Raw genomic sequence first — 18,252 nt, forward strand, 5'->3', positions numbered from 1 at the left:
TTCGACACAGCACTGCTGTCGCTAGTCACATCAGAGAAAGAGGAGCACGCCGATGAGCGTCCCGCACTACTCGCTCTATATCAACGGCGAATGGGTTGATACCGGCGAGAACTACGAAATCCGTAGCCCTGCAACCGAAGAGCTTGTCGCTACCGTCGCCAAGGGTGGCGTGGCGCAGGTCGACCAGGCCGTCGCCGCGGCCAAGGCGGCGCATGAAGAGGGCACCTGGCGGCGTACCCCGCCCGCGCAACGCGCAGCCCTGCTCAACGATGTCGCCACGCGCCTCGGCGGCCGTATCGACGAGCTCGCCGCGCTCCAGACACGGGAGAACGGCGCCACCATCCGGATCACCGGGGCCCTGCATATCGGGTTGTCGATCGCTCAGATGCAGTATCTGGCTGACCAGGCCGCCACCTACGAGTTCGAGACGGCGGGTCCCGAGATCGGGCCGGTGCCGGCCGAAGGTCTCGTCCGGCGCGAGCCGCTGGGTGTGGTTGCGGCGATCGTGCCGTGGAACATTCCGCTGCTGGTCATCGTGTGGAAGATTGCCCCGGCTCTCGCAGCGGGTAACACGGTCGTCCTCAAGCCTGACGAGCACGCCCCCCTGGTCGCGCTCGAGCTGGCGAAGGAGTTCGAGGCGGCGGGACTGCCGCCCGGCGTGCTCAACGTGGTGACCGGCGACGGCGAACCCACCGGCGCGCACCTCAGCGGTCACCCCGATGTCCGCAAGGTGGCCTTCACCGGTTCCACCGCGGTCGGCAAGAGCATCCTGCGTCAGTCCGCCGACACCGTGAAGCGAGTGACCCTCGAACTCGGTGGCAAGGGACCGAACATCATTCTCGACAGCGCCGACCTCGACACCGCGATAGACGGTGCGCTGTTCGCGGCCCTGGCCAACAACGGCCAGGCCTGTGAAGCCGGTACCCGACTGCTGATTCCGTCGAGCAACCGCGACGAGATCATCTCGCGTCTGGTCGAGCGTGCCCGCACGCTGAAGGTCGGTGATCCGCTCGACCCCGCGACCGGAGTCGGGCCGATCATCTCCAAGGTCCAGCACCAGCGGATCCTCGACTACTTCGCTATCGCCGAAACCGAGGGCGCCAAGGCCGTGATCGGCGGCGGTGTTCCCACCGGTCCCGGGTTCGACAAGGGCTACTGGATCGAACCGACAATCTTCGTCGGTGTGACCAACGACGCCAGGATCGCACGCGAAGAGGTGTTCGGACCGGTCCTGGTCGTGCTCACCTACGACTCGGTCGAGGAGGCGATCAAGATCGCCAACGACACCGATTACGGACTGTCCGCCGGGGTATGGGGCGACGAGGACCAGGCGATCGAGATCGCCCGCGAACTCGATGCAGGCATGGTGTGGATCAATGACTGGCACGTCATTCATCCCGCCTACCCGTTCGGTGGATTCAAGCAGAGTGGTCTGGGCCGTGAAGGCGGTCCCCACGCTCTCGACGAGTACACCGAGGCGAAGTTCATCTCGTTGAATCGCTCTCCGGGTCCGGAGGCGCGTGCCTTCGCGATCGTCATCGACCCGGCCTGATAAATGTCGTGATCGACCCGATCTGATAGATACGGCCCCTGCACGATTCATCCATCGGAATCGTGCAGGGGCCGATATCTGTTCCGCCTCATTACTGCTGCCGCAGCGGATGCGGCATTGCTGCTGTGCCGGATAGTGAACTGCGGAAGCGCTACGCACGTGTTCCGGGCCTCCGCCAACCCGCCCTCGATCGGAGTTCTCGAGGCAGCCCAGGTAGTGGTGTCCGCGGTCGGCGCCACCGTGCTCTGCGTCAGCGCATGTCACCCGGCCGGACTGCCCGGCAACTTCGTCCTCTTCCCGTCCACGTTCTTCGGAGTGAACGTCGGGGCCGGCGGGCCGGTGATTGGTGCGCTACAAGACGAACCCGTCGACCTGGCTCGTGGCGACGGGTTCGATTGCCGCTATCGTGGTCTTTTGCGTCCCCGCGGTGCGGCGCGCTTCGTTCCGAAGCGCAGGCGGTAGACGATGTCGAGTCGGAGGCAGCGGCGGCGGTCTGATCGCAAGGAATCCTGCATGGTCATCCCCATGCCCGCCGCAGGGCTCGCTGCGGTGTTAGGTCGTCGTCGAATTCACTCCGAGGACGGCGAGTGCCGAATCGGCAAGGATCTGCCGGAGGCGGTCGATCGGTAGCCCGACACTGTGGAACAAGCTCGATTGAATTGCCCCGATCGCGGCGTGCACGACCGCTCGGGCTTCTCCGTCGTCGAGGTCCGAGCGTAGCTCGTCGACCAGGTGTACCCACTCCTCGATGTAGAGCCGCTGCTTTCGGCGCAGGCGTCGGCGGTCGTCTTCGGGGAGGTTGTGGATTTCGTTGTGGTAGACCTGCGCGACCTCGCGTTTTCCGACGACGAATTCGATTTGTCCTTCGACCAGCTCACGCAGTGCCTGCTCGAGTTCGATGCCGCTGTCCAGGGTGCGCTCCGCGTCTTCGAGGAGGCGGTCTATCGCGCTGTCGAAGAGTTCGACGAGGACGGCGGACTTGCTGTCGAAGTGCCGGTAGATCGCGGAGCCGGTGATCCCGGACGCGGCACCGATGTCGGCCATCGACACGGAATTGAAGCCATTGCGCGCCACCAGGTCAGCCGCGGCGGCCAAGATCCGGTAGCGGCGCGCCGGGTCCCGTGTTCGTACCGGCTCGATTCTGTCGTCGATCATCCCACTACTCTCCACCATCGTCGTCTCACCTTCTTTCATAGTGCTCGGCAAACGTGTCCCGAACCACGTTCTTCTGGATCTTGCCAGTCGTGGTTCGGGGGAGCGCATCGACCACGATGATCGACTTGGGGGTCTTGTACGGATCGATCAACTGTTTGATCTTGCTGATCAGTGTCGCGGGATCGACTGTTTCCCCCGAGGCCGGCACCACGACCGCGGTGATCGCCTCGCTCCATCGGTGGTGGGGGAGCCCGACGACAGCGGCCTCCGCGATGAGCGGATCGGCCTGATAGATCGCTCGCTCCACTTCGAGGGAGGAGACGTTCTCGCCGCCGGTCTTGATGACGTCCTTGAACCGGTCGGTGAACCAGAGGATGCCGTCGTCGTCGAATCGTCCGATGTCGCCGGAATGGAACCATCCGTGGGCGAAGGCCTCGGCGGTGGCCTCGGGGTTGTCCAGGTATTCGGTCATGGTGTGCGGGCTTCGGTAGACGATCTCGCCCTCGCCCCCCGCCGGCAGGAGTCCGCCGTCCTGTCCCATGATGGCCGCCTGCACCCCGATCACCGGCGTTCCGACAGCGCCGGTGTGGGTCAGCTGGTGTTCGGGACGGAACAGCGTGGTCGTCGGACTCATCTCCGTCTGGCCGAACAATAGGTAGAAGTCGCAGGCAAAGACGTCGATGCAGCGTTCGATCAGGTGCCGCGGCATGGGGGCCATGGCGTACAGAGCGCGGCGAAGCGAGGAGAGATCGCGGGCATCGATGTCCGCATGCTCGAGCATTTCGCTGTACATCATCGGGAGGGCGAAGATCTGGGTGATTCGTTCGGATTCGATCAGGGCCAACAGGCGGCCAGCGTCGAAGCGGCGTTCGATGAAGATCGTGGCCCCGACCATGATCGCCGCGGTGCAGTGGGTGTTGAGTTGCGCGGTGTGAAACATCGGCATCATTGCGACGAACCGGTCGTCCTCACGGAACTGGGCCTCGAGCGCCATGGTCATCGACTCGAGGTAGATCGCGGCGTGGTTTCCCACCACCCCTTTCGGGAAGGAGGTGGTGCCACTGGTGTACAGGTACGACAGCGGGGCGCGGTCGGCGATGACATGCTCAGGTTCGGAATCCGGCGAACCGCTGGACAGGTCCGCGAAGGCGGTCACGGTGGGATCCCCTGTGGTGCCGTCGCCGTCGATCAGAAAGATGTCAACGAGGCCGAATGGAGCGGCGAGAGCGTCTTGGACTCGCGACAGGGATTCGGTCTCGACGACGACCGCTGTGGCCGCCGAATGGTCGAGGACATAAGAGATTTCGCTTGTGCCCCAACCGAGATTGATCGGCACGCACACGAGCCCCAGTTTCGCGCAGGCGTAGTAGGTGACGAGGAACTCCGCGCAATTGCCGGACGCGAGCGCGAGCGCGTCGCCGCTGCGGAGGCCGTGGCGGTGCAGGCCGTGGGAGACGCGGTTGACCCAGCTGTTGAACTCGCGGTAGGTGAATCGACGGTCCCCGTCGATCAGGGCCAGTGCCTCGGGTCTGCGCCAGGCCGCCCGGGTGAGGCTGTCACCGACGTTGATCCGGTGGATCAGGTTGCGACCGATTTCGGTGGTGGACATCGTGTTCCTCAGTTCGGGGGAGGCGCTTTCAGTAGGACCGGGGCAGTTGCAGGCTGTGTTGGGCTACGTAGTTGAGGATCATCTCGCGGCTCACCGGGGCGATCCGCAGAAGCCGGGCAAGCCCCCACTGCGGGAGGAGTCCGTAGTCGTTGCTCAGTCCGTTGCCGCCGTGCGTCTGGATGGCGGCATCTGCCGCCGCGACCGCGGCCTCGGCGGCGGCGTACTTCGCCACGTTCGATGCCTCGGCCGCGGGTTTACCGTGCTCGTACAACCAGGCGGCCTTCGCAGTGGCCAGGGCGGCCAGCTGCACCTCGATTTGCGCCTTTGCCAGCGGGTGGGACAGTCCCTGATGCATGCCGATCGGCTGGCCCCAGACCGTGCGTGTTCGCGCGTACTCGGCCGCGCGGGCCAGGGTGAACCGGCCGACTCCGACACAGATCGCGGCGCCGGTGATTCGCTCGGGGTTGAGTCCGTCGAAGACCTGGGAGAAGCCCTGGTGCTCGACTCCCAGCAGGCTGTCGGCCGGAACCCGTACGTTGTCGAAGTGCAGGGTGAACTGCTTTTCGGGGAGGGCGACCCCGACCGGGAGCGCGTGTTTGACCAACCCCGGGGCATCGGTGGGGATCAGGAACAATGACAGTTGTGCCCGGCCGGTCAACTCGTCGTGTCCGGTACGGGCGACGACCACGAGCGCCTCCGCCTCATCGACACCCGAGATGTAGTATTTCGTGCCATTCAGAAGGTAGTCGTCGCCGTCGCGAACGGCGTGCGTGGACAGTTGGTGCGTGTTCGAACCCGCGTCGGGCTCGGTGATCGCGAAGACCACCTTGGTCTCGCCCGACGCCATGCCCGGGAGCCACCGTTGACGCTGGTCGTCGCTGCCGTACTTGGCAATCAATTCCCCGGAGATGGCACTGGAGACGAGCAGGAGCAGCAGTGGACAGCCGTGCGCGGCGGTTTCCTCGCAGACCAGGGCGAGCTCCGTCATCCCGGCGCCGCCCCCGCCGTACTCCTCCGGGAGGTTGATCCCGATGAAACCGCTGTGACCCAGCGCCTTCCATAGTTCCGTGGTCGGTTCATGTGCCAACGCGTTGCGGGTGTAATAGTCGGGACCGAACTTGGTGGTGATGGCGGCGACCGCCTCGCGGATCGCGACGTGCTCGTCGGATTCGGTGAAGTCCATGGTGGTTCCTCCGGTGGGGGCGGGCGTCGCCGCCGGTGGCGTCAGTTGGTCTCGGGGAGCAATGTCGTCGGGATGTCGGTGTGCCGGGCGCGAAGGTACTCACCGAGACCCTTGGCTTGCGCGTCCGTGCGGGTCGAGGACGCCACTCCGTCGCCCAGGAATCCGACGATGACGAAGTTCAGTGCCCGGAGGTTCGGGAGCTCGTAGCGGTGCACGGGCAGGGACGCCGCCTCGGGAACCAGCTCGATGAACTTGTCGACGGTCAGGTGCCGGCGCAGCCAGTCCCACCGCTCCGGGGTGTCGGTCCACACACCGACGTTCGCCTTACCGCCCTTGTCGCCGGAGCGGGCGGCCACAACGGACCCCAACGCCAGACGCGCGGTCGGTACCGTGTCGGCTGCTTCGTCGTGCGGTGCCGGCGTCAGTGCCGGTACCGGTGTCTGGGTTCGCGGGCAGTGGTCGATGAGTTCCGTGGTGCCGTCGGCGTGGAAGACCACATGTTCGATTTCGCGTGCCGGGATGAGCGTGGGCCAGTAGACACCGAATTCCGATGCCGAAGACGGCGGGGTGGTGGTGTGGAAACCGGCATAGCCGGCGACGGCGATCTCGGTGACCGCGTTGGAGAAGGCGCGGTCGACCTTGGCGCGATCGGCGTCCTTGACGGTCACCCGCAGGTGCGCTGTCGATTGGGCGGCGGTGGGCGGGTCGGGAATGTCGTAGCGGAGCAGTTGGACGTCGACGTCGTCGAACTTTTCTTTCCCACCGAGTATCTCGAACAGCTCGTCGACCGCCCAGGCGGCCTTTTCTTCGATGTCGAGTCCGGTGAGAACCAGGGTCATCGTGTTGCGGAAGCCGCCGATGTAGTTCATCGCGACCTTCAGGTCGGGCGGCGGGGGGCTGCCCGTGGTTCCGGCCACTCGGACCCGGTCGGGACCGTCTTGGGTGATCTCGATCGTCTCGAAGTGCGCGGCCACGTCCGGGTTCAGGTAGAGGGGGCCGTCGATCTCGTACAACAACTGGGCCGTGACGGTTCCCACGGACACCAGACCTCCGGTTCCGGGGTCCTTGGTGATGACAAAGCTGCCGTCGTGCGCGATTTCGGCGATCGGGGAGCCGGGGTAGCGGCGATCGTGCACTTCCCGGATCTGGGAATAGTTGCCGCCGGTCGCTTGCGGGCCGCACTCGATGATGTGTCCGGCGGCCACCGCCCCGGCAAGGGCGTCGAAGTCGGTGCGCGCCCAGCCGTGCCACCAGGCGCTGGTGCCGACGACGAGCGCTGCGTCGGTGACGCGTGGGCAGATCACCACGTCGGCACCCTTCCTCAGTGCCGCGGCGATACCCCAGCCACCGAGGTAGGCGTTCGCCGACACGGGGCTCACAACGGCCTCCGCCAACGTGCTGCCCTTGTCGAGGTGGCGGAACTCGTGCCCTTCGGCTTGGAGTGATTCGAGCCGGGGCCGGATGTCATCGCCCTCGAGATGCGCGACGGTCAGGTCGAGCCCCTGGTCGGCGATGAGTTTGCGGACCTCGTCGGCGAGACCGGCAGGATTGAGACCTCCGGCGTTCACGACGATCTTGATTCCCTTGGCGGCACAGTCGGCGAGTGATTGACGGGCCTGGGTGAGGAAGGTTTTCGCGTAGCCGGTGGTGGGGTCCTTCTTGCGGGCCTTCCAGAGGATGAGCATGGTCAATTCGGCCAGGTAGTCGCCGGTGATCACGTCGACCGGGCTGCCGTCGACCATGTCGCGGAAGGCGGAGAGCCGGTCGCCGTAGAACCCCGATGCGTTGCCGATACGGATCGGCCGGCGCGGGGTGTCGGACTCGCTCATCGGGTTCCTCCAGTGGTTGACGGGGCGGCGAGGCTGGGCCGGCCGCTGCCGGGGGCACCGGCGAAGGCCTGGGCTATGCCCATCCAGGTTCGGGCGACGGGGCCGGTGACGACGAGGCGGGTGTCGGCTACGTTGCGCCGTTGAGTGACGACGAGGACGAAGTCCTCGGCCGGACCTACGACGGAGTTCTCCGCGTCAGCGGATCCCCACGTCCACTCGTTCGCGTCGGGGAGCGGGGACTGCAAGACCACTCGGACAGGGTGGTCGGGCACGGGCAACCCATTGAGCTGATGGGCGAAGGCGAAGGTACTCACACCCAGGTGAGCGATGCTGCGCAGACCAGGACTGGGCGCGTGTCGTACGCCGAGGGCATCGTAGATATCCCGGCCGTGCGCCCACGTTTCCATCAACCGTGCGGTGGCCGACGAGGCGACACTCATGTCGGGTCCGTACCAGGGCATCCGTGCCTTGGGGTCGGTCCGTCGCAGCGTCTTGAGCAACTCAGTTCGAGAATGGACGAACCACTCTTCCAGGTCTCGGTGGGACATCGTCCGTAGGTCACGAGCGATCCGGTCCGGAAAATCCATGCCACCGGCGATCAGCGCAGCGGATTCTTCCCGGAACCGGTCCGGATCCTCGATCGCGGTTCTCGCGGCGTCGTCGAAGAAGGCCAGATGTGAGACCTGATCGCGCACACCCCAGCCGTCGGCTGGGGTGTCGTTCTCCCATTGATCCGGGGTGAGATCGCGAAGAACGAGGATCAGGCGCACGGTTTCGACGTCGACGTCGTCGAGGAGCCCCGCATAGTCCAGTGCCATCAGTGCCCCTTCCAGTGGGGGCGCCGCTTCTCGCTGAAGGCGAGCATTCCCTCTTGGGCATCGTCGCTGAGGTACACGGGTTCCCAGATCTTTTCGGCCATCTCGAACGCCCCGGACAGGGGATGCTCGGCGGTCAGTCTGGCGGTCTTCTTGCCGGCACTCACCGACAGCGGGGCATTGGCAGCGATCAACTCGGCGAACCTTTGTGTGGCTTCGGTCAATTCGTCGGGCTCGACGACCTGGTTGACGAAGCCGATCTCGTAGGCACGCTGGGCGGTCAGGGCCGCGCCGGTGAGCACGATTTCCATCGCGATCCGCGGCGGGACCATCAATGGCAGCGGAGCCGCCCAGGGTGAGCCGCGGCCGATCTTCACCTCGGAAATGGCGAAGGTCGCCGTACTCGAGGCGATGCAGAGGTCGCAGGTTTGTGCCAGCAGGAAGCCACCGGCGAAGGCGGCACCGTTGACGGCCGCGATGGTCGGCTTGTCGACTTCGATGTTGCGGCCGAACTGGGGAACGAAGTCCACGGGGGGGACGGTGAGTTGTTCCTGACTCATTTCCTTGAGATCACCGCCTGCGCAGAACGCCTTGTCGCCACTGCCGGTGAGAACGAGCACCTTCGCGGACTCGTCGTCGTTGAAGCGCCGGACGCCGGCGAACAGGCCCTCCCGCACCGCGCGGTTGAGGCTGTTGCGGGCATCGGGCCGGTTGATCGTGAGCCATGCGACGGAATTGCGCACCTCGTAGGTGACCGCCGCGGTGGAGGTGTCGTGTGTCATCTATGCGTCCTCCTGCCCGTCGTGCACCACGGCGAGCACAGTTCCGGAGTCGACCTGCTGGCCGACGGTGACGGGAATCTTCGTCACCACTCCATCGATGGGGGCCTTGACCGTGTGCTCCATCTTCATGGCCTCGAGCACGACGACGGCGGCGCCGGCTGTGATTTCGTCTCCCTCGGAGACCTCGATCCGCACGACCGAGCCGGGCATCGGCGCGAGCAGGGAACCGGATTCCTGCACATCGCTCGGGTCGGGGAATCGTTCCACCTCGTGCAATTCGGTGGCACCCAGGGCGCTGTTGACGAAATGCGCGGCACCGTCACGGACGATCGAATAGCGGCGGCGCACACCCTCGATGACCGCATCGACCAGGGTAGGGGAGGTCTCGATGAGCTCGATGCCGTCGATGTCGCGGCCGTCGACGGCCGCGTTGACCCGGTCGCGGAGAAACTCGTATGTGGCCTCGATCTCGTTGTCGCCGTGGCGGAACAGCACTGCCTGGGGTGCACTGCGGACAGTGCGGAAGCCGGAGGGAAGTCCCGGCAGCGTCGCCGTCGTTGCTCGGCGCTCGGACTGAACGGCGACCGCGGCGACGAGCGCGTGAGTCGCGGTGGTGGCGTCGTCGTTGACGCGGCCGGCGGTCAGATCGGCGACCGAGTGCCGGTCGAGGTAGCCGGTGTCGGTCTGCCCGTTGCGGAACTCGGGTTCTCGGAGAATTCCGATCAGCAGATCGCGGTTGGTGGTCACGCCGTGGATGAGTGATTCGTCCAGGGCGCGCGCCACCCGGTCACAGGCCTCTTCCCGGGTACGGCCGAATCCGATCACCTTCGCCAGCATCGGATCGTAGAAGGTACTGACGGTGGACCCCGATGCAAATCCCGCGTCGACGCGGATGCCGGGGAGGTCGGCGATCTCGAAGGTGGTCAGCTTCCCGGATACCGGCACGAATCCGGCCGGCACGTCCTCGGCGTAGAGACGAACCTCGACAGCGTGTCCGTTGAACTCCGGTGATTCGATCTCGGGGGGCAGCTTCTGGCCGGCGGCAACGAGGAGCTGTCCTCGCACCAGGTCTGTTCCGGTGACGAGCTCGGTGACCGGGTGCTCCACCTGAAGTCGGGTGTTGACCTCGAGGAAATAGAAGGCGCCGTCGGGTGCCATCACGAATTCGACGGTGCCGGCACCCTCGTAATTGAGCGCCTTACCCGCCGAGACCGCGGCGGCGCCGAGTTCTTCGCGCAACTCCCGGTCGACTGCCGTCGAAGGGGATTCCTCGACAATCTTCTGGTAGCGACGCTGGATGGAGCACTCTCGTTCGCCCAGATGAACGACGTTGCCGAAGCTGTCACCGAAGATCTGCACCTCGATGTGCCGTGGCGACTGGACGAACTTCTCCAGGAAGACGGTGCCGTTGCCGAACGCCGACTGTGCCTCGCGGCGGGCGCTGCGGACTGCTTCGACGATCTCGTCGCGGTCGTTGACGATCCGCATTCCGCGGCCGCCGCCGCCGAACGCGGCCTTGACCAGGACCGGCAACCCGATGTCGTCTGCTGCCGACCTCAGCCGCTCCGGGTCTTCGTCGGATTCGTTTTCGATCACCATCCCCGGCAGCACCGGGACCCCCGCATCCGCCATGATGCGCTTGGCCTCGATCTTCGATCCCATCGCCGCGATCGCCTCGGGCGAGGGACCGACAAAGATGATGCCCTCGTCCTTGCATCGTCGTGCGAAGTCCTCGTTCTCCGAGAGGAACCCGTAGCCGGGGTGGATGGCGTCCGCGCCGGTACGGTGTGCGGCCGCGACAACCAGATCGACCCGAAGGTAGGTGTCGGTGGGGGTGGTGCCGGGAAGGTGGATGGACTCGTCGGCCTCGAGCACGTACGGAGAGTCGCGATCGGCGTCGGAATAGAGCGCCACCGTCGAGATGTCCATTTCGCGCGCCGTCCTGATGATGCGCGACGCGATTTCGCCTCGGTTGGCGATCAGCAGTTTGGTGATCGTTGACACTGCGGTACTCACATTCTGAAGACGCCGTAGCCACGCTGGCCGGCAATGTGGTTGGAATGGGCGGCGGACAACGCGATCGCGAGGATCGCGCGGGTGTCACGTGGATCGATGACGCCGTCGTCGTAGAGGCGTCCCGAGATGAAGAAGGGATGTGACTCGGACTCGATCTGTTGCTCGATCGCGGCGGTGCGCGCGGCATCGGCCTCCGCGTCGAATTCACGACCGGCGGCCTCTGCGGCGGTCTTGCCGACAATCGACATCACACCGGCGAGTTGCTGCGCACCCATCACCGCGAGCTTGGCATTTGCCCACGTGAACATGAAGCGGGGATCGTATGCGCGACCGGACATTCCGTAGTTTCCGGCACCGAAGGAACCGCCGACGTTGATCGTGATGTGCGGAACCTTGCTGTTGGTGACCGCATTGATCATCTTGGATCCGTCCTTGATGATGCCACCCTGCTCGTATTCGGTGCCGACCATGTAGCCGGTGGTGTTGTGCAGGAAAATCAGCGGGGTGTCGGTCTGGTTCGCCAACAGAATGAACTCGGTGGCCTTCTTGGCCTCTTCGCTGAAGAGGACCCCGCGGTGGTTGGCGAGGATTCCGACCGGGAATCCGTGGATCGATGCCCAACCGGTCACCAGACTCGACCCGTAGCGTGGTTTGTACTCGGAGAACCTCGAGCCGTCGGCGACACGCGCGATGACATCCCGGGGATCGAACGGGACCCGAGGGTCCCCGGAGGCGATGCCGAGAAGTTCCTCGGCGTCGTACAGCGGGTCGTCGGCGGCCGCCGACGGGGCCGGCCCGAACTTGCGCCAATTGAGGTGGCTGACGATGTCGCGGCCGATTCTGATGCAGTCGTTCTCGTCGACGGCGAACTGGTCGGCCACACCGGAAACACGCGAGTGCATGTCCGCACCCCCGAGGTCCTCGTCATTGGCGTCCTCTCCGGTGGCCATCTTCACCAGCGGGGGGCCGCCCAGGAACACCTTGGCCTGTTTGTCGACCAACACCGCGTAGTCACACATGCCAGGGACGTATGCGCCACCGGCGGTGGCGTTGCCGAAGACCAGCGCGATGGTCGGAATCCCCATCGACGACAGTTCGCTCAGATCGTGGAAGATCTTGCCGGCGAACACGAAGAGTTCCGACTGCGTCGGCAGGTCGGCGCCGCCGGACTCCACCAGGTAGACCACCGGCAGCCGGTTCACGCGAGCGATCTCCAACGCACGCAGATTCTTCTTCAACGTGAAGGGGTTCATCGTTCCGCCCCGCACCGTGGGGTCGTGGGCGATGATCATGGTTTCGACGCCGGAAACCACGCCGACGCCAGTGACGATGGCCGCCCCGACGTTGAACTGAGTTCCCCACGCCGCCAAGGGTGACAACTCCATGAACGGAGCATCGCGGTCGATGAGGAGTTCGATCCGTTCGCGGACCAGTAGGCGTCCGCGATCGTGGTGGCGTTGGGTGTACCGCTGGCCACCACCCGCGATGACGAGGTCGAGTTGCTCATTGAGCGCGGCGACCGCGGCGAGCTGAACTCTGCGGTTCTCCTGATAGGTATCCGATGACGTGTCGATCACCGAGTCGAGTACGGGCATCCGTACGCCTTTCTTTCAGATCTGGGGACTCTCACCGACGAGGGCGAGCATCGAAGCTGTGACCAGAGTAACCCAAAAGTGAATCGCGGTACACTTACATCTTGAGATCGCTCCGACTCGGCGCTATCGTAGGAGGTAACGCAGCGGCAATCTCAGCTCATGTACATCAGGCTTCACTAAATGCCGAGGAAGATCGCCGTCGGCTGCAGAGAACCTTTCCGCTTGAATGGAGAATCCGTTGTCCCAGTCCCTCGACAACTCCGCCCAACGGGCGGGAGCGTCCACCGCTATCGATGCCGATCTCTACCGGACGGCACTTCGTCGTCATCCCGCCGGCGTCACGATCATCACCCTCGACTCCGCGAACGGACCGGTCGGGTTCACCGCGACCTCGTTCTCGTCTCTGTCACTGGACCCGCCACTGGTGTCGTTCAATATCGCACACACCTCGTCGAGCATCAGTGCCCTACACCAGGCGCAATCGTTGATCGTCCATCTGGTCGGAGATCACCAACTCCCACTCGCGCAACGCTTTTCCGCGAGTGCCGATCAGCGTTTCGCTGACGAATCGGCCTGGGTGACATTGTCCACCGGAGAGCCCCTCCTGCGCGACACGCACTGCTGGTTGCGGACCGGCGTGCATCAGCTGATCGAGGCCGGTGATCACACCTTGGTCATCGGGGCGGTCGAGGAGATCCACATCGATGATGCCGACCAAACCTCGGACGCGGCCCCTCTGCTGTATCACGAGGGCCGCTACCACCGGGCCGTACCGTTCGGGTCGTAGACCGCCACGGCCACTGCCTCCCCGCACCCCAACTGGAGAAATGTGCCATGACAAGCCTGAACGCAACGTCCCGACCCGCCCTGAGGGTCGCCGCGGAACTCAACGGCTACGGCCACCACCCCGCGCTCAGCATCGGCCCTCGGTCCGGGCGTCCAGAGTCTCGCTGGGTGGACCTGCGCGGAGCCGACGACGACGGCGGTCTCCCGCACGATCACGCGACGATCGTGCGGATACAGGCCGCGGACATGGCCCAAGCTCATCGAGAGCGCGCGACGCTGCGATCGGAGATTCAGGCCAAGGGAGGTCATCCCGACGATATCGCGGTGCTCGTCGACATTGCGGTGCTCATCGCGCCGGAGGCCAGGTCCGCGCGCAAGGAGCTGATGACGCTCGACAGCATGCTGCCGGGCCCACGACCGAGCGAGTCCTTGGAATACATCGGCACACCCATCGGACTCGCCAGCCTGATCGCGGATCTGTACGTCGTCGGTGTCGTCGACGGTGTCACCCTTCTGCCAATGTCGGAACCTGCAGTGCTCGACCACGTTGTGAACGAGTCGCTGCCGTGGTTAACGCTCCGGGGCGTCTACCCGCCCCCCGAAGGGGCGGTCCTGGCACGCCCTCTCCGGTAGATCGTGCTGTACCTCGCTCACGAAGGCCGCGTCGATGACGACGCGGCCTTCCGTGTTTCCACCAGGCGGGCGCTGCCATCCGCCCGACCCGAAGAACGGAAGCGGGGGAGGTGCGCGCCCCCAACCCCTCACTTCCCCCCCGCCTGCCGCCCCTCAAAAACGCATTCGGCGCACCGTTCGATCCCGCCCTGCTCATTCGACGCCGCCGACGATCTCTGCCGTTCCGCTCGAAACTGTTGCGAAATAACCTCTCTCGAGAACTTTCTACCGACGGCGAGCTCGTGGCCGGCGCGCACACGCACCTCCGGGACCCGTGCGGGCATCTGGAATTGCGCCGCCGACTTATCTCCCCAACGTGGGGGTGAAATCCCTCTTCAGAGGGGTGTGGACACGGAGTGACCGCTGCCACACTTGGTTCATCCAGCACCGGAACCGAAGGGTCGACATGAGTACATTCGCCAACGCCGACGAGGTCTACACCTATATCGGTGGAATTTTCGACAGAGCCACGAAGGAAAAGACTTTCATCGACGCAACCGCGGGGACCGGTCTGGTGATCAAGCTGATCCAGACAGATCCGGACGCGGTGATGATCATCGATTTCCCGGGGCAGAAGGTCACCACGGGCGATGCGACCGAGGGAATGGCATCCACGGTGCAGTTGCGGATGTCGTCGGACAACAGCAACAAGTTCTGGCAGGGCAAGCTCAACTTCACCCTGGCGATGGCACAGCGGAAGGTCAAACTCGACGGCAAACGCTCGGTGGCGCTCAAGCTTCTCCCACTCACCGGCGGCCTGTTCGACGTCTACAAGCAGCTTCTGAAGGAAAACGGCCGCGAAGACCTCTTGATTGGCTGACACCACGCTTGAACAACTCATAAACGACACAGCAATTGGAGTGCACATGCTAGAGCAGGACATGACCGACGAAGAGTTCCAGCCCTACTTCGAGAAGGCGGAAGAGCTTTCCAAGTTCTTCCGCGAGATCGGCCCCAAGTACGACGCGGAAAACACGTTCGCATACCCGTCCATCAAGGCGTTCAAGGAATCCGGACTCGGATCCCTTCCGGTGCCGAAGGCGTTCGGCGGACCCGGCGGCAACCTGCTGCAGGCATCGAAGGTCATCAGCGAGTTGTCCAAAGGCGACTCCGCAATCACGTTGGCCTACAACATGCACTACATCATGGTCGGCATCGCCGGCAACCTGATGAGTGAAGAGCAGAACAAGTACTGGCTCGGACGCGTCGCCGACGGCGAGATCATGTTCGGTCCGTTCTCCGAGCAGCGAGCCGGATTCAGCGGCCTCGCCGACATGAAGGCCATTCCCCAGCCCAACGGCGGATGGAAGCTCTACGGCAAGAAGACCTGGGGAACACTGTGTGAGGCCGCGGATATCATCACCACCAACGCGACGATCACTGACGCCGAGGGAAATCTCCCGGAGGACTTCCAGGAGCGCGTCAACGCGGAGAGCTTCTTCATCGGCGACTTCAACGTCGACGAGAACGGCCAGGGTGACGGCATCCGCATCGAAAAGACCTGGAACGCTCTCGGTATGCATGCCACCGGTACGCAGACCATCCACTTCGAGGGCTACTACGTTCCGGAAGACGGGTTCATCTGTGAGTGGCGCTCCGGCGCATTCGGTGTCCTCGAGTGGGCATCACTGATGTTCGCGAGCATCTACCTGGGTATGCAGTACCGCGTTCTCGAGGAATCTCGCGCCACCCTGTCGAAGAAGACCCTCGGCGCCACCTTCGGTGCCATCGTCGCAGAGGACACCAAGGTCTCCGGCGTCGGCCACATCATCGACGGTATCGGCGACATGGCCTCGCGCGTGGAGATCTCGCGCCGGGTCCTCTACCAGACCTGCCAAGAACTCCTCGACGGCAAGGACGACGAATGGCCCTTGGAGCTCCGCTTCCCGTACATCGGCCTGGCCAAGACCTTCGTCGCCGAGAACGTCATGCACATGACCAGGCACGCCATGAGCATGGCCGGCGGGTCGTCGTTCCGTAAGGGCGCGATCTTCGAGCGTCTGTACCGCGATTCGGCGGCCTCGATGTTCCAGCCGCTCAACTCCGACCAGTCTCGCACGTACATCGGCGAGTATCTTCTGCAGCCCGAGCAGCTCAACGACTGACCGGCTTCCACGAAAGCCCTCCGGTTCCCGCCCCGAACGGGACGCCGGAGGGCTTTCGCGTAGGCGCCGCGAACCTCCTCCGCGCGCGGCGACAGCGGGGGCGACAGGGGCCTGTAGAGGCGTTGCCGGCGGTTGCCTCCTTGCCGTGTGGGCGGGTCGGCCGTTCCATACGCCGCTACGGGAGGTCCCCAATGGGGGGGCAAAAGTACATTGCGGATCACTTTCTCCTCCCCTCATCCCCCCTCGGGGGGAACTCCGACGCGATTTCCTGCCACTTCGGGGTGAGATTGCTCCCCCAAACGGAGGAAGTGAATCGCAATTTACTTGTGTTGTGATCTAGCGTAGCCCTACCATTCAAATGTGATGCGGCGCACAACATATCTGGTTGTGGATGGGCCCGAGTAGCCCGATCAGTCGCTCGACACACTTCATTTTCCATTTGACGAGGAGGAAACCGGTGACCGGTTCCCCACCGCTCGCTGTAGATCCGCGTGCACCGGGCCGCGACGCGCCTGTCCGCAAGCCCGGGAAGGCTCGGAGCTGGGCCGAATCGGCGCTGCGGCCCCTGGGCGCATTCTTCGAGATGTGCGCGGCGACATTCCGGGCGCTGTTCCGGCCCCCGTTCCAATGGCGAGAGTTCGTTCTGCAGTCCTGGTTCATCGTTCGCGTCGCGTTGCTGCCTACCCTGCTTGTCGCGGTGCCGTTCACCGTTCTGGTGGTCTTCACACTCAACATCCTCCTGGTCGAGTTCGGCGCTGCCGACCTGTCCGGTGCCGGGGCGGCACTCGGCGCGGTCACCCAGATCGGCCCGCTCGTCACCGTTCTGGTCGTGGCCGGCGCCGGAGCCACCGCGATCTGCGCCGACCTCGGAGCCCGGACGATCCGCGAGGAAATCGACGCCATGAAAGTACTGGGCATCGACCCGATCCAGCGTCTGGTGGTCCCGCGCGTGCTCGGCTCCACCCTGGTGGCGCTGCTGCTCAACGGGCTGGTGATCACGATCGGCATCGTCGGAGGCTTCTTCTTCTCCGTCGTGTTCCAGAACGTCACCCCGGGCGCATACGTGTCGTCGCTGACCTTCGTCACCGGTTTGCCGGAGGTCATCATCTCCGAGGTCAAGGCATGCTTGTTCGGGCTCATCGCGGGTCTGGTGGCGTGCCACCGTGGGCTCACGGTGAAGGGCGGCCCCAAGAGCGTCGGTGACGCCGTCAACGAGACGGTCGTATACGCCTTCATGGCCTTGTTCGCAGTGAATGTGATTGTCACCGCCATCGGCGTGAAATACGGAACGGGGCGATGACCGTGACCAACAGCCTGACCGGAAAACGACGAGCATCGAAGGTCGCAGCGGCACCGCTGCGGTTCCTCGAATCCCTCGGTGAACAGGCAGTCTTCTTCTGGCGAACCATCCGGTTCACTCCGCACGCCCTGAAGACATACTCGCGCGAAACCCTCCGGCTGATCGCCGAAATCGGCATGGGATCCGGGGCCTTGGCGGTGATCGGCGGCACCGTGGCGATCGTGGGATTCATGACCTTCGCCGGCGGAACCCTCGCCGCTATCCAAGGGTTCAACTCGCTGGGCAACATCGGCGTGGAGGCACTGACCGGGTTCTTCGCAGCGTTCTGCAACGTCCGGATCATGGCACCCGTGGTCGCCGGTATCGCGCTGGCAGCGACCATCGGTGCGGGTGCCACCGCCCAGCTGGGGGCGATGCGGATCAGCGAGGAAATCGACGCACTCGAAGTGACCGGCATCCGGTCGATGTCCTACCTGGTGTCGACCAGGGCCATCGCCGGCATCGTCGCCATCATCCCGCTGTATTCCATGGCCGTCATCATGTCGTTCCTCGCGGCCCAGGTGACGACCACCGGGATCTACGGCCAGTCTGCCGGCGTCTACAACCACTACTTCTTCACCTTCTTGCGGACGAGCGACCTGTTCTGGTCCTTCCTGGAGGCCCTACTGATGGCCACCGTGGTCATGCTGATCCACTGCTACTACGGCTACAACGCCGCCGGTGGCCCCGCCGGTGTAGGCGAGGCGGTCGGACGGGCCGTACGCACGTCACTGATCGCGGTGGTGATGGTGGTTCTGTTTGCCTCACTTGCCATTTACGGAACATCCGGCAATTTCAACCTGGCCGGTTAGAC

Annotated in this window: 16 protein-coding genes; 8 read left to right on the forward strand and 8 right to left on the reverse strand. The window is 64.5% G+C overall.

The genetic code is table 11. The annotated features are described in order from the left end of the window. The first annotated feature begins 52 nt into the window (after nucleotides 1-52). A complete protein-coding gene (locus GFS60_RS34310) occupies nucleotides 53-1,552 on the forward strand; it encodes an aldehyde dehydrogenase family protein (RefSeq protein WP_159928957.1) in 1,500 nt (499 codons plus the stop codon). A 159-nt stretch (nucleotides 1,553-1,711) separates the two neighbouring features. Next, nucleotides 1,712-2,014, forward strand: coding sequence for a hypothetical protein (locus tag GFS60_RS34315; RefSeq protein ID WP_159928959.1), 303 nt, complete (start codon nucleotides 1,712-1,714; stop codon nucleotides 2,012-2,014). Nucleotides 2,015-2,104: 90 nt separating this feature from the next. On the opposite strand, the gene GFS60_RS34320 is transcribed toward GFS60_RS34315, so the two are convergent. From GFS60_RS34320 to GFS60_RS34355, 8 genes are read right to left on the reverse strand one after another with little or no spacing between them, the layout of a single operon-like run. After that, nucleotides 2,105-2,707 carry a TetR/AcrR family transcriptional regulator gene (locus GFS60_RS34320; RefSeq protein WP_159929166.1) on the reverse strand — a complete coding sequence of 201 codons (603 nt, stop codon included), beginning with the start codon at nucleotides 2,705-2,707 and terminating at the stop codon, nucleotides 2,105-2,107. A gap of 25 nt (nucleotides 2,708-2,732) precedes the next feature. Further along, complete coding sequence (locus GFS60_RS34325; protein ID WP_159928961.1) at nucleotides 2,733-4,316, reverse strand: AMP-binding protein; 1,584 nt, start codon at nucleotides 4,314-4,316, stop codon at nucleotides 2,733-2,735. A 28-nt stretch (nucleotides 4,317-4,344) separates the two neighbouring features. Then, entirely contained in the window at nucleotides 4,345-5,499 is a 1,155-nt protein-coding gene (locus GFS60_RS34330) for an acyl-CoA dehydrogenase family protein (RefSeq protein ID WP_005563695.1), read from the reverse strand. 41 nt (nucleotides 5,500-5,540) lie between these two features. Next, entirely contained in the window at nucleotides 5,541-7,328 is a 1,788-nt protein-coding gene (locus tag GFS60_RS34335; protein ID WP_159928963.1) for an acyclic terpene utilization AtuA family protein, read from the reverse strand. After that, nucleotides 7,325-8,146, reverse strand: coding sequence for a TIGR03084 family metal-binding protein (locus tag GFS60_RS34340; protein ID WP_159928965.1), 822 nt, complete (start codon nucleotides 8,144-8,146; stop codon nucleotides 7,325-7,327). The genes GFS60_RS34335 and GFS60_RS34340 overlap by 4 nt, the downstream gene beginning before the upstream one ends. Then, on the reverse strand, nucleotides 8,146-8,925 hold the full coding sequence (locus tag GFS60_RS34345; RefSeq protein ID WP_159928967.1) for an enoyl-CoA hydratase/isomerase family protein: 780 nt from the start codon (nucleotides 8,923-8,925) through the stop codon (nucleotides 8,146-8,148). Before GFS60_RS34345 ends, GFS60_RS34340 begins: the two co-directional genes overlap by 1 nt. Further along, complete coding sequence (locus tag GFS60_RS34350; RefSeq protein WP_159928969.1) at nucleotides 8,926-10,929, reverse strand: acetyl/propionyl/methylcrotonyl-CoA carboxylase subunit alpha; 2,004 nt, start codon at nucleotides 10,927-10,929, stop codon at nucleotides 8,926-8,928. Nucleotides 10,930-10,937: 8 nt separating this feature from the next. After that, nucleotides 10,938-12,536 (reverse strand): acyl-CoA carboxylase subunit beta, encoded by a 1,599-nt coding sequence (locus GFS60_RS34355; protein WP_159928971.1) that lies wholly within the window; start codon nucleotides 12,534-12,536, stop codon nucleotides 10,938-10,940. A 226-nt stretch (nucleotides 12,537-12,762) separates the two neighbouring features. On the opposite strand from GFS60_RS34355, the gene GFS60_RS34360 reads away from it, so the two are divergent. From GFS60_RS34360 to GFS60_RS34385, 6 genes are all read left to right on the forward strand, one after another. Beyond that, nucleotides 12,763-13,323, forward strand: a complete 561-nt coding sequence (locus tag GFS60_RS34360) for a flavin reductase family protein (protein ID WP_005563686.1) — start codon at nucleotides 12,763-12,765, stop codon at nucleotides 13,321-13,323. 47 nt (nucleotides 13,324-13,370) lie between these two features. Then, nucleotides 13,371-13,955, forward strand: coding sequence for a hypothetical protein (locus tag GFS60_RS34365; RefSeq protein WP_159928973.1), 585 nt, complete (start codon nucleotides 13,371-13,373; stop codon nucleotides 13,953-13,955). A gap of 445 nt (nucleotides 13,956-14,400) precedes the next feature. Next, complete coding sequence (locus tag GFS60_RS34370; RefSeq protein WP_159928975.1) at nucleotides 14,401-14,814, forward strand: SCP2 sterol-binding domain-containing protein; 414 nt, start codon at nucleotides 14,401-14,403, stop codon at nucleotides 14,812-14,814. 46 nt (nucleotides 14,815-14,860) lie between these two features. After that, the gene (locus GFS60_RS34375; RefSeq protein WP_043788312.1) at nucleotides 14,861-16,099 is read left to right on the forward strand and encodes an acyl-CoA dehydrogenase family protein; all 1,239 of its coding nucleotides are present in this window, start codon (nucleotides 14,861-14,863) and stop codon (nucleotides 16,097-16,099) included. Nucleotides 16,100-16,682: 583 nt separating this feature from the next. After that, nucleotides 16,683-17,399: an MlaE family ABC transporter permease gene (locus GFS60_RS34380; protein ID WP_230990442.1), complete on the forward strand. Its 717-nt coding sequence runs from the start codon at nucleotides 16,683-16,685 to the stop codon at nucleotides 17,397-17,399. Further along, the gene (locus GFS60_RS34385; protein WP_005566170.1) at nucleotides 17,396-18,250 is read left to right on the forward strand and encodes an MlaE family ABC transporter permease; all 855 of its coding nucleotides are present in this window, start codon (nucleotides 17,396-17,398) and stop codon (nucleotides 18,248-18,250) included. Before GFS60_RS34380 ends, GFS60_RS34385 begins: the two co-directional genes overlap by 4 nt. The last annotated feature ends 2 nt before the right edge of the window (nucleotides 18,251-18,252 follow it).

This window comes from Rhodococcus sp. WAY2 (assembly GCF_009859915.1).
Classification (GTDB): Bacteria; Actinomycetota; Actinomycetes; order Mycobacteriales; family Mycobacteriaceae; genus Rhodococcus_F; species Rhodococcus_F oxybenzonivorans.

Coding starts and splice junctions, on each gene's coding strand:
- GFS60_RS34385 (WP_005566170.1), top strand. CDS start 17,396: ATGACCGTGACCAACAGCCTGACCGGAAAACGACGAGCATCGAAGGTC.
- GFS60_RS34360 (WP_005563686.1), top strand. CDS start 12,763: ATGGAGAATCCGTTGTCCCAGTCCCTCGACAACTCCGCCCAACGGGCG.
- GFS60_RS34320 (WP_159929166.1), bottom strand. CDS start 2,707: ATGATCGACGACAGAATCGAGCCGGTACGAACACGGGACCCGGCGCGC.
- GFS60_RS34370 (WP_159928975.1), top strand. CDS start 14,401: ATGAGTACATTCGCCAACGCCGACGAGGTCTACACCTATATCGGTGGA.
- GFS60_RS34340 (WP_159928965.1), bottom strand. CDS start 8,146: ATGGCACTGGACTATGCGGGGCTCCTCGACGACGTCGACGTCGAAACC.
- GFS60_RS34365 (WP_159928973.1), top strand. CDS start 13,371: ATGACAAGCCTGAACGCAACGTCCCGACCCGCCCTGAGGGTCGCCGCG.
- GFS60_RS34375 (WP_043788312.1), top strand. CDS start 14,861: ATGCTAGAGCAGGACATGACCGACGAAGAGTTCCAGCCCTACTTCGAG.
- GFS60_RS34330 (WP_005563695.1), bottom strand. CDS start 5,499: ATGGACTTCACCGAATCCGACGAGCACGTCGCGATCCGCGAGGCGGTC.
- GFS60_RS34345 (WP_159928967.1), bottom strand. CDS start 8,925: ATGACACACGACACCTCCACCGCGGCGGTCACCTACGAGGTGCGCAAT.
- GFS60_RS34310 (WP_159928957.1), top strand. CDS start 53: ATGAGCGTCCCGCACTACTCGCTCTATATCAACGGCGAATGGGTTGAT.
- GFS60_RS34335 (WP_159928963.1), bottom strand. CDS start 7,328: ATGAGCGAGTCCGACACCCCGCGCCGGCCGATCCGTATCGGCAACGCA.
- GFS60_RS34380 (WP_230990442.1), top strand. CDS start 16,683: ATGTGCGCGGCGACATTCCGGGCGCTGTTCCGGCCCCCGTTCCAATGG.
- GFS60_RS34355 (WP_159928971.1), bottom strand. CDS start 12,536: ATGCCCGTACTCGACTCGGTGATCGACACGTCATCGGATACCTATCAG.
- GFS60_RS34325 (WP_159928961.1), bottom strand. CDS start 4,316: ATGTCCACCACCGAAATCGGTCGCAACCTGATCCACCGGATCAACGTC.